A 9,948-nucleotide genomic window follows, 5' to 3' on the forward strand; every position below is an offset into this window, starting at 1 on the left:
CGGCGTGTCCGCGCCACCGCGCACGGGCCCCGCCTCCGGGCCGGTGTCGAACACCACTGTCGCGGGGTGTGGGGAACGGCCGGGAAGGGGTACTCGTTCGCCCGGGTGGTGCCGCGCGTGAATGCCCCGGGGCCGCTCGGGGATACGAGAGGGTTGGGGCACCGGCCCGCCGGTGACCGGGCCGGCGGCGGCGAGGCGTCCCGGTGGGACCCGACCACGGAGAGCGGAAACCAAGGTGCGCACCCCTGACGATCCCGAGGAGCCGAAAACGACGGCGTGGCACAGGAGAGGTCCCGGCCGCCGCAGGCTCAGCTCCCGGGCGCTGCTGTCCTGGCTCGTCCTCCTCACGGCGGTGCTGGTCGGCTCCGGCTACTTCGGGGAGCGCGACACGCGGCTGGTTCCCCTCCTCGTCTTCCTCCCCGCCCTCGTCGCCGGGTGGGGGACGGTGCGGCAGACGGCCCTGGCCGCCGTGTGGGTCACCCTCGTCCTCGTCGCCTCGCTCGTCGCCGATCCGTTCCAGTCGGCGGGCGCCGACGTGGCGGTGGTCTTCACCGCCACGGTGCTCGGCGCGTTGAGCGTCGCCAGTTCCTGGCAGCGGGCCCGCAGGGACGAGGAGATCATCCGGCTGCGCTCCGCCGCCGCGGCCCTGCAACGGCAGATCCTGCGCCCGCTCCCCGTGCTCACCGACCAGCTCCTGGTCGACGGCGTGTACGAGCCCGTGGAGGAGGACAGCAGGGTGGGCGGCGACCTCTACGAGATCGCCGCCTCGCCGTACGGCACCCGGGTGTGCATCGCCGACGTCCAGGGCAAGGGGCTGCCCGCCATCGGGACCGCCTTCGCGGTGCTGGGAGCCTTCCGGGAGGCCGCCCACCGCGAGCCGACCCTCACCGCGGTCGTGGACGCCATGGAGAGCGCCGTCGTCCGGCACAACGCCTTCGCCACCCAGATGGGGGAGCCGGAACGTTTCGTCACCGCGCTCGTCCTCGGCGTCGACGGCGAACGCGGGATCGAGGCGGTCAACTGCGGGCACCTGCCGCCGTACCTGGTGCACAGCGACCGGACCGGCCCGCTCCGCCCACGGGAGACGAACGTCCCCCTGGGGCTGGGCCCCCTCGCCCCGCGCCCCCGCACCGTGGAACGGATCGACTTCCCGCCCGACGCCATGCTCCTGCTGTGCACCGACGGGGTCACCGAGGCCCGCGACTCCTCCGGCGCCTTCTTCCCCTTGGAGGAACAGCTGGCCGACTGGGTGGACGTCCCTCCCCGCCGGGTGGCCGCGGACCTGATCGGCCGGCTGATGCGTCACACCGGCGGCAACCCCTCGGACGACATCGCCGTGCTGCTCCTGCGCAGGAGGACGGCGCTGGTGCCGAAGGACGAGTTCTCCGGGGAGACGGCGGGCTCGGCCCGCTGAACCGCGCTACGCCGCTCCCTGCCGCCCCTCACCGCTCCGGAGCGGCGTGGCGGGGCGCGAGGCGGGGACCCGAACCCTCCCGGATCGCCAGTTCGGCCGCGCGCAGCCGGTCCAGCGCCTCCGGCTCGGTCAGACCGGGCACGCACACCACCTCGCCGGAGCGCAGAGCCGCCAGGGAGGCGGCCACCACGTCCTCGGCGGGCATGCCGCCCTCGTCGTGCACCCGCTCCTCGTGCCCGGGCACCGACTCGGCCCCCCGGGTGAGGTGGAACTCGGTGGCCGTCAGACCGGGGCAGAGCACCTGCACGGTCACCGGGGTGCCCGCCAACTCGGCGGCGAGGGTGCGGGTGAAGGTCACCACGTAGCCCTTGGTGCCGCCGTAGACCGCCCGGTGGGGCAGCGGATCGGGCGGCAGCGAGCCGGCGAAGGCCAGCAGCGACGCCACGTTGACCACCGCGCCGCGCCCGCGCTCCAGCATCCCCGGCACGGCCGCCCGGGTCAGCGTGGTCAGGGCCACCACGTTGACCGCCAACACCCGGGCCAGCAGCTCCGGCTCGGTGCGGGCGAACGGACCGTAGCCGTTGATGCCCGCGTTGTTCACCAGCAGGTCCACGTCCGGGGCGGCGACCCGCTCGGCCACCCGCGCCAGGTCCTCCTCGCGACCCAGGTCCGCGGTGAGCGTCTCGACCGCGGCCGGGGTCTCGGCGCGCAGCCGCGCGGCCAGATCCTCCAGCCGCCCGGCGCGTCGCGCGACGAGCACCAGGCGCCGGCCGTGCTCGGCGAGCCCGCGGGCGTAGACCGCGCCGATGCCGGAGGAGGCACCGGTGACCACGGCGGTTCCGGTCGCGGTGGACGGATCGAAGACCATGCTCCCCATGGTGCACGGACGGTGGTCCGGGCGCCCGCCGACGACGGGAGCGGGGCGCCCGCCGCTCCCGTCAGCCGCGCAGACCGGCCCGGTCGGCGGCCGGGCCGTGGTCGTCGGGCCGGGGACCGAGCCACTCGCACAGCAGGACGGTGGCGTCGTCCTGGAGCCGGCCGCCGTGGTGGTCGAGCACGGAGCGCACCAGCCGCCGCAGGGTCTCGGGAACGGGCAGGCCGTCGATGTGGTGCCGGATGAGGAAGTCGACGAAGCGGGCGAGCCCGAACTCGCGGTCGCCCGGACCGCGGGCCTCGGTGATGCCGTCGGTGTAGAACACGACACGGTCGCCCGGCTCCAACTGCTCGTGGCAGAGCGTGCTCCTCAGCCCCAGACTCGTGCCCATCGGATGGGCGGGCGGGCAGCGCAGCAGGGTGCTCCAGCGCCCGCCGCGGATGACGACGGGAGGGTGGTGGCCGCGGTTGACCCAGCCGAGCACGCCCGTGCGGGTGTCCAACTCGGCCAGGATGCCGGTGGCGTACCGGCTGTGGCCGAACTGTTCGACCAGCGTGTCCTCGATGGCCTCGCCGGTCTCGACGAGCCCGGCGCCCTGGCGGCGCCGGTTGCGGCAGACGGCCATGGTCAGGTTGGCGGTGAGGCCGGCCGCGGTGTCGTGTCCCATGGCGTCGAAGATCGACAGATGCACCAGGGGCCCGGCGATCGCGTAGTCGAAGGCGTCGCCGCTGATCCGGTACGCCGGCTCCATGGCGGCGCCGATCACCACCCGGCCGTCGGCGTAGGTCCTGGGCGGCATCAACTGCCACTGCATCTCGGCGGCCGAGTTCATCCTCCGGGTGCGCACCAGGCGGGCGTGGGAGTCGCTGAGGGAGGCCTTGCTCGCCAGGACGAGAGCCACCAGGGAGGCCAGTTGCCGCATGTCGTCCCGGGTGTGCTCGTCGTCGGCCGCGGTGGTGATGCGCAGCACGCCCATGCGCTCGGTGCCGTCCAACAGCGGCACCCACCACCGGTACCCCTCCGCCCCGGCCCCGGAGGCGGGCAGGATCTCCCCGTACTGGTAGGCCCGGCCCGGCACGCTCCCCTCGATCCTCAGCTCGGCCTCGTCGGCGTCCGCGCCCTGCCCGGCGTCCAGCCCGATCCCGGTCAGCAGGCGCAGCACGCGCTCCTGCAGATCGGCCAGGTGGATCCGCACGTCGTGGAGTCCCGCGACCGCCGCGTGCCGGGCCACGGCGGTCGGTATCAGCTCCAGGGGCAGCAGGTGACTGTCGGACAGCAGACCTGCGAGCATCTGTCGACTGCGGAGGTACCGCTCCGGCACGGTGTTCCCTCCCTGCGGGGCCGGTCGACGGGGGATCGGTTCCTGGTGCGGCCGGCGGCTCCCGCGCCCGTGCGGCGCGGTGCCGGGCCACGGCGCCCGTCCGGCCGCCTTCACGACGTGCCGTTCCGGCGCCGAGTGGCCCCGCCGACGGCCGGAGGGACGGGGGAATCCACCGGCCGCCGGCAGGGTGCGGCCGGGTGCCTGTCTCCGACTCCACCTGCGGCGACCCGGGCGCATCCCCCGTCTACCCCGCGGGAAGCGGGGCAAGCCTGCCCGTTCGGTGGCCCGCCCGTGGACGCCCGCGCCGAACGGGTGGTCCGCCGGCGCGGTCCCCGTCACCGGCCCGTGCGGGCGTCCGCGGTGAGACGGGCGGAGGCGGCCGGAGCGTCCGGCGCGATGCCGTGCCCGCGGTTCGGAACCGGCACCACCCTCGACCGGCACCGGGCGGGACACCGGGTGCGGCCTCCCGCCGGTGCCACGACCGCGCCGCGCACGACACCCCCGTCACGTCCCACCGCGGAACCGGCCGCGGCAGAGCGGTGGTGAAGATCCGCACCCGCCGCCGGATTCGCGGATGCGGCGGCGGAACGCGGCTGCGAGGATGCACCGCCGTGGACACCGACGCCCTCGTCATCCGCCGCGCGACCGACCACGACGCGCCCGCCGTGGCCGAGGTGTGGCTGCGCTCCCGCGCCGCGGCCCTTCCCGGCGTGCGCCGGGCCCACACCGACCGGCAGGTGAGGGAGTGGGTCCGGGACGTGGGGGTGCCGGTCCACGAGACCTGGGTGGCGACCGTGGACGGCGTGGTCGTCGGGATGATGGCGCTCGACGGCGGGGAGGTGGAGCAGCTCCACCTCGACCCGTCCTGGCGGGGCCGCGGCATCGGCGACCGCCTCGTCGCCCTGGCCAAACGGCGGAGCCCGGACGGACTGGCGCTGTGGACGTCCCGGGGCGACGGCCCGGCCCGGCGGTTCTGCGAACGCCACGGCTTCCGCGCGGTCGAGCACGCCGACGCCGACGCCGACGGCGGCGGCCACGGCGGCGGTCACGGCGGCGACGAGGAACGCGAACCCGGCGTCCGGTACGTGTGGACGCCCGGGGCCGTGGGACGGGCCTCCGGTGCGGTCGGGGTGCGGACCCTGACGGCGGACGACTGGCGGCTCTGGCGGGAGGTGCGTCTCGCCGCGCTCGCGGAGGCCCCGTACGCCTTCGGCTCCCGGCTCGCGGACTGGCAGGGCCCCGGCGACCGGGAGGAGAGGTGGCGCGCCCGGCTGAGCATCCCCGGCGCGTACCACGTCGTCGTCGAACTCGACGGGGAACCGGCCGGGATGGTCGGCGGCGTCCCCGAGCCGGGCCGCGACGAGGCCGAACTGGTCTCGCTGTGGGTCGCCCCCGACGCGCGGGGCCGGGGCGTGGGGGACCGGCTGGTGCGGGAGGTGGAGCGGTGGGCGGTGCGGGCCGGAGCCGGGCTGCTGAGGCTCGCGGTCGTGCCCGGCAACGAACACGCGGTCGGCCTCTACCGTCGCCACGGGTTCGTGGACGAGGGACCGGTCGGTGACGCGCTGCCCGACGGGCGCCGGGAGCACGTCATGGTGAAGCCGCTCCCCACCGGCCGAGCCCCACCGGCCGAGCCCACCGGCCGAGTCCGCGCCGGGGGGGCGGAGCCCCTCAGCCCCGGCCGTGCGCGGAGGACGCCCAGTGCGCGGGACGGGTGAACCCGGCGGGCAGCCTGGTCCGCTCGTCGCCCCGGGCCGCGTTGAGCTGGGCCTGGGTGAGGAAGAGGCTCCCCGTCAGGTCCGCGCCCCGCAGGTCGGCGTCCCGGAAGTCCGCCCCGATCAGGTCGGCCGTCCGCAGGTCGGCGCCGCCGAGGTCGGCCGCGATCAGCCAGGCCCCGCGCAGGTCGGCGCCCCGCAGATCGGCGCCCCTGAGTCCGGCCCCGACGAGGTCGGCCCGGCGGTGGTTCCTCCTGCGCCCCGGAACCGCGGCCCGCACCCGTGCGCTGGTGCGCAGCAGCAGCTCGTCGACGCGGTGCCGGACCTCCGCCACGTCCAGCTCCGCCAGTTCCTCGGCGCTGCCGCGGGTGAGGCGGTCGACGTCCTCCAGCGCACGGCGCAGATCGCCGTGGAGGGGACGGGCCCGCGGCCTCTCCAGCGCGTCGGCCAGGTACCACATCAGCTCGTGGAGCTGCCGCACGATGGGGAACACCGCGAACATCCGCCGCGCGGTGCGCGGATCGCGGCGCCAGTCCCGCCCGCCGAAGGTGATCCGGGAGACCTTCTGCCCCGCGCCGAAGCAGTCGAAGACGGTGCAGCCGGAGAAGCCTTCCCGGCGCAGGCGGGCGTGGATGCCGCAGCGGAAGTCCTCCCGCAGGTTCGCGCACGGCCGCCCGGCCTCCTTGTCGACCGCGAAGTCGGCGGAGGCCGTGAAGGGCAGCGCCACGCAGCACAGCGCGAAGCAGTCCCCGCAGTCGGCCCGCAGGTCCGGCCGGCTCCGGGCGACGGTGGAGGTTTCGCGTTCGTGGGGCACCGTGCGTGATCTCCTGCCGTGGAAGACGGGCACCGCCCCGCGCGGCGCTCCGGTACGAGGCTCCATTCTCCCCCGCCGGACGCGGGACACCGCCGACGGCTCCCCGCGACCGCGCCCCGACCGCCCCGACCGTCCCGGCCGGGACGGCGGGGACGGCCGCGCGGCGCGCTCCGGGCACGCGCGGGCCCCACGCCGCCGCCCGTCACATGGCCCTGATCTTCAGGTACCGCCACAGCGCCGGTACCTCGACCACCATGGCCGCGGCGCCGGCGGCGGCCAGGACGCCGACGGCGATGCGCACCGCCACCGCGGGGACGAAGATGCCGTTCCTCATCGGGAGTTCACCTCCTCCCCGGCGAGCAGCTCCGCCACCAGGGACTCGACCAGCGTGACGGCCTCGTCGACCGCCCGCCGGACGGGCTCGCTGAGCCCGACGGCCACGTCCGGCTCGTCGCCGCGCATGCGCACCAGCGGTTCGCAGCCGACGACCAGGACGCGGGGCAGCGGGGCGTCGCCCACCTGCCGTGCCAGGGCGAGGACCTTGACCGGGTCCATGGCGTGTGCCTCGGGGGCGCCCCGGAGGGCGTCGAACGCGTCGAGGTCCGGTTCGATGACCGAGAGCGTGCCGGGCGGGCGGCCGTGGGGCGCCGCGTCGACGAGCAGGGCGGTGCCGTACCCGTCCAGCAGCCGGTAGGCCAGGTCCATCCCGCGGATGCCGAAGTCCTCGACGTGGACGCCGTCGGGGAGCGTCCGTCCGCGCAGCGCGGTGGCCACCTCCGGCCCGAAGCCGTCGTCGGCGAGGAAGACGTTGCCGATCCCGGCCACCAGGATCCGCGTGCGGGCCGTGTCGGGCTCGGCGGGCGGCCCGGCCGGTTCCAGCTCCTCGGGGGAGAAGAAGAAGCGGTGGCCGATCCGTCCGCTCGCCCCGAGGTCGCGCCCGGGGTCGTCCTCCAGGACCACCGCGACGTGGACCCGGCCCTCGAAGTCCTCCTCGACGGCGACGATCTCGGCGGTGCGCCCGGCGAGCGCGAGGTCGAAGACGTCGGCGCGGTGGAGCGGTCGCAGCCGTACGCGGTCGCCCCGGCCCAGCCGGACTCCGTCGATCGTCACCGTCCGGTTCACGCCTCCTCCCCGAGCGGCCGGAACTCGCGGATGGCGCCGTGCAGCGCGAGGAGTTCGTCGTGGTCGAGCGCCGCGCAGCGGTCCAGGATCTCCCTGGCCCGGGGGTCGCAGGCCCGCGCCTCCCGCTGTTCCTCCTCCGTCAGGCTCAGGATGCCGAGGATCAGCAGCCGGTCGATCTCCGTGCCGTCGAAGAGGTCCCCGGGGCTCTCCGGGGCCACCTCGGGGAAGTCGTACAGGGTGACGGGGGAGGAGAGCACGGTGTGGGCGCTCGACCCGTCGCCGCCGGTTTCGTCGGTGGCGCCGTCGGTGTCGTCGTCCACGAGGACCGGCCAGGTGCCCTGGTTCTCGCAGGCCGCGGCGGCCTCCCGCAGGCGCTCGGGCGGATCGATCAGCGAGACGAGACGCGCGGTGGGACAGTGCAGCACCGTGTGGGTGGAGACGAAGGCGTACGCGCACGCCTCCTCCCGGGCCCCCAGGGCGGTGGGGTCCGACAGCGCGCACGGGGTGGTGTTCACGATGCCCACGGTCAGCCGGTACACGCCGTCCCCGACCGGCTCGGCGCCGACCTCCACGGTGCCGCGCAGCGCGTTCCACCGGCGCACCAGGGCTCCCGCGGCACGGCCCGCACCGTCCTCGATCGGTTCGCGGTCGGTGCCCGCGGGGACGTCGACGGCGGTCCGTGCGGGGCGGGAGAGGACGGAGCCCAGCGTCACCGGGAGGCACACCTCGCGCTCGGTCGCCTCCTGCCACGCCAGGTACCGCCGCCCGTCCACCGTCAGGTCGTCGACGGCCTCGGGACCGTCCGGCCCCTCGCGCACCACGCCGCGGTCCACGACGTGCAGGAACCGCACGCGCACCGTCACCTCGACGGCCTCCGCGGGACGGCCCGCGGTGTCGACCAACACCTGGGTGCGCATCCGGTGCGGTTCGCCGAGCGTGGCGGCGCACGAGCGGGGGAAGATCCCGCCGAAGGTCCAGCGCTTGGTGTTCTTCAGCGCCGACCTGCGGTAGGGCCAGAGCAGGTAGCCCTCGTAGAGGCAGGTGCGCACGATCTTCTCGACCTTCTCCGGGCACCGCGCCGCCTCCCGGCGTTCCGCCCGTCTCGTTTCGTCCATGGTGCTCCGGTGGTCTTATGAGCCCTCGAGGGTCCTGGAGAGCTCGGGGATGGGGCCGTCCGCCTGGTCCAGCAGGCTGCCGATGGTGTCGTCCCAGGTGGTGAGGACCCGTCGGGCCCGGTAGGCGTCGAGCCGCTCGTAGGTCTCCCGGGACAGCCGCAGCCAGGGGCTGCCGGCGAAGTAGCGGTCGATCAGGTCGTGCCACAGGCCGGCGGGCAGCCGGTAGCAGGCGTCCTCGGCCCAGGAGATCTGGGCCGTGCGCAGCCCGCCGTCCGGGGCCTGGAAGAAGACGGTGCCGTTGAAGAGGAAATCCAGGGGCACCTCCCCGTCGCGGACGGCGTACAGGTACTTGGTGACGGCCAGTTCGGCGTCGCAGGGGCACGGCACGGTGAGGGCGACCGTGGTGGTGTCCGTGAACGGGGGCACCACCACGGTCGTCCGGGTCCAGGCCAGGGGGCGCAGGGTGGTGCCCCACCGTTCCGGCGCGCCGAACAGCTCGGCCAGGGCCCGCCGCGTCCGGTCGTCGTAGCGGCGGCGGGTCACGTCGATCCGGACCGAGGCCGTCAGGCTGATCGAGCGGACGGGGCCGCCGCCGGTCCGGGCGATCCCCAGCTCGAACCGGAGGGTGGGCACCGCGGCGAAGCGCTCCGGCCGCGCGTCGGTGACCGTGAAGGCGAGGGACGGGACGGCGTGCCGGGCGGGCACGCCGTCCGGTGCGGTGCGGGGCGCGGTCATGACGGGGAGAGGTTCGGCATGCCGGGCATGATCGGATCGCGGCGCCGGGCGTTGATGCCGGTCGAACGGCGTGCCGTGGAGCGGTCGTCGGGCAGGTGCCCGGCGGCCTTCCGGTAGGAGCCGAGCTGGTTGCCCTGCCTGATGCCCCTGACGTGGGCGGCCCTGTCGGGCTGTACCTGGGGCTTGCCTACCCTGATGCCGGCCATGAAGCCTCCTTCAGGTTCCGGGTCGGGAATCGGTGGGGGACGGTTCGGTGGGGGGACGGACGTCGACGGACGGCCCGTCGGCGAGCCGGCGGAAGAAGTCCTCGATGCGCCGTCTGACCTCGGGCCCGCCGCCCAGCCCCCTCCAGTGCGCGCGCACCGTGGCGGCCAGGCGGTAGCAGTCGTCCAGCGGGACGATCCAGTGCTGCCGCGCGCCCTCGGTCCGGTCGACGAGCAGTGCCTCGACGTCGCCGGCCAGCGTCGCCAGGGCGGGGACGGACGCCTCCGCCTCCCGCCAGCGGTGCGGGTCCACCGGCGCGCGCAGCAGACCCAGCGGGCTCGGGCAGCGGGCGGTGACCTCGCCGGACGTCTCGCCGCGGGTGAGGAACGCCAGGCCCACGGGAACGCCGAGGGACGCCCACAGCGTGTCGTCGATCCCGTCCCCGTCCAGCCGGAGCCTGCGCCGCGGCAGCAGCCGGTAGTGGGCCCCTCCCGCCTCCCGCCGGTCGAACAGCAGGGAGCAGGCGCGGCAGGCGCAGGACACCGCACCCGCGTGGACGTCCAGCAGGTGGCGGTGGTCCGCGGGCAGGGGCTCGGCGCACAGGTCGCAGCGTTCCTCCGGCGGGCCGTCGCCGGCG

At 75.6% G+C, this 9,948-nt stretch carries 11 protein-coding genes; 2 read left to right on the top strand and 9 right to left on the bottom strand.

The window, feature by feature from the left end:
• Positions 1-235 precede the first annotated feature (235 nt).
• Entirely contained in the window at positions 236-1,414 is a 1,179-nt protein-coding gene (locus ABD335_RS16345) for a PP2C family protein-serine/threonine phosphatase (RefSeq protein WP_344323469.1), read from the top strand.
• 28 nt (positions 1,415-1,442) lie between these two features.
• Here ABD335_RS16345 and ABD335_RS16350 read toward each other — a convergent pair whose 3' ends face one another.
• Both ABD335_RS16350 and ABD335_RS16355 read right to left on the bottom strand, forming a co-directional pair.
• Entirely contained in the window at positions 1,443-2,282 is an 840-nt protein-coding gene (locus ABD335_RS16350) for an SDR family NAD(P)-dependent oxidoreductase (protein ID WP_344323471.1), read from the bottom strand.
• Between the two features lie 70 nt (positions 2,283-2,352).
• Positions 2,353-3,579: a PP2C family protein-serine/threonine phosphatase gene (locus tag ABD335_RS16355; RefSeq protein ID WP_344323473.1), complete on the bottom strand. Its 1,227-nt coding sequence runs from the start codon at positions 3,577-3,579 to the stop codon at positions 2,353-2,355.
• A gap of 641 nt (positions 3,580-4,220) precedes the next feature.
• On the opposite strand from ABD335_RS16355, the gene ABD335_RS16360 reads away from it, so the two are divergent.
• Positions 4,221-5,324: a GNAT family N-acetyltransferase gene (locus ABD335_RS16360; RefSeq protein ID WP_344323475.1), complete on the top strand. Its 1,104-nt coding sequence runs from the start codon at positions 4,221-4,223 to the stop codon at positions 5,322-5,324.
• On the opposite strand, the gene ABD335_RS16365 is transcribed toward ABD335_RS16360, so the two are convergent.
• From ABD335_RS16365 to ABD335_RS16395, 7 genes are all read right to left on the bottom strand, one after another.
• Positions 5,278-6,135 (bottom strand): pentapeptide repeat-containing protein, encoded by an 858-nt coding sequence (locus ABD335_RS16365; RefSeq protein WP_344323478.1) that lies wholly within the window; start codon positions 6,133-6,135, stop codon positions 5,278-5,280. The two genes, ABD335_RS16360 and ABD335_RS16365, sit on opposite strands and share 47 nt — an antisense overlap.
• A 202-nt stretch (positions 6,136-6,337) precedes the next feature.
• The gene (locus ABD335_RS16370; protein ID WP_344323480.1) at positions 6,338-6,469 is read right to left on the bottom strand and encodes a DUF6893 family small protein; all 132 of its coding nucleotides are present in this window, start codon (positions 6,467-6,469) and stop codon (positions 6,338-6,340) included.
• The gene (locus ABD335_RS16375) at positions 6,466-7,245 is read right to left on the bottom strand and encodes a hydrogenase maturation protease (protein ID WP_344323482.1); all 780 of its coding nucleotides are present in this window, start codon (positions 7,243-7,245) and stop codon (positions 6,466-6,468) included. Before ABD335_RS16375 ends, ABD335_RS16370 begins: the two co-directional genes overlap by 4 nt.
• A gap of 8 nt (positions 7,246-7,253) precedes the next feature.
• Positions 7,254-8,372 carry a hypothetical protein gene (locus tag ABD335_RS16380; RefSeq protein ID WP_344323484.1) on the bottom strand — a complete coding sequence of 373 codons (1,119 nt, stop codon included), beginning with the start codon at positions 8,370-8,372 and terminating at the stop codon, positions 7,254-7,256.
• A gap of 15 nt (positions 8,373-8,387) precedes the next feature.
• Entirely contained in the window at positions 8,388-9,107 is a 720-nt protein-coding gene (locus tag ABD335_RS16385; RefSeq protein WP_344323486.1) for a DUF6084 family protein, read from the bottom strand.
• Entirely contained in the window at positions 9,104-9,313 is a 210-nt protein-coding gene (locus ABD335_RS16390; RefSeq protein WP_344323488.1) for a hypothetical protein, read from the bottom strand. The genes ABD335_RS16385 and ABD335_RS16390 overlap by 4 nt, the downstream gene beginning before the upstream one ends.
• A gap of 10 nt (positions 9,314-9,323) precedes the next feature.
• On the bottom strand, positions 9,324-9,948 hold a 625-nt coding region (locus ABD335_RS16395; protein ID WP_344323490.1), incomplete at its 5' end, for a DUF5947 family protein.

Source organism: Streptomyces macrosporus, assembly GCF_039533145.1.
GTDB classification, from domain to species: Bacteria; Actinomycetota; Actinomycetes; order Streptomycetales; family Streptomycetaceae; genus Streptomyces; species Streptomyces macrosporus.

What these genes read in the sequence shown, in the direction of transcription:
- ABD335_RS16350 (WP_344323471.1), bottom strand. Translation starts at nt 2,282, where the DNA reads ATGGTCTTCGATCCGTCCACCGCGACCGGAACCGCCGTGGTCACCGGT.
- ABD335_RS16355 (WP_344323473.1), bottom strand. Translation starts at nt 3,579, where the DNA reads ATGCTCGCAGGTCTGCTGTCCGACAGTCACCTGCTGCCCCTGGAGCTG.
- ABD335_RS16370 (WP_344323480.1), bottom strand. Translation starts at nt 6,469, where the DNA reads ATGAGGAACGGCATCTTCGTCCCCGCGGTGGCGGTGCGCATCGCCGTC.
- ABD335_RS16380 (WP_344323484.1), bottom strand. Translation starts at nt 8,372, where the DNA reads ATGGACGAAACGAGACGGGCGGAACGCCGGGAGGCGGCGCGGTGCCCG.
- ABD335_RS16385 (WP_344323486.1), bottom strand. Translation starts at nt 9,107, where the DNA reads ATGACCGCGCCCCGCACCGCACCGGACGGCGTGCCCGCCCGGCACGCC.
- ABD335_RS16390 (WP_344323488.1), bottom strand. Translation starts at nt 9,313, where the DNA reads ATGGCCGGCATCAGGGTAGGCAAGCCCCAGGTACAGCCCGACAGGGCC.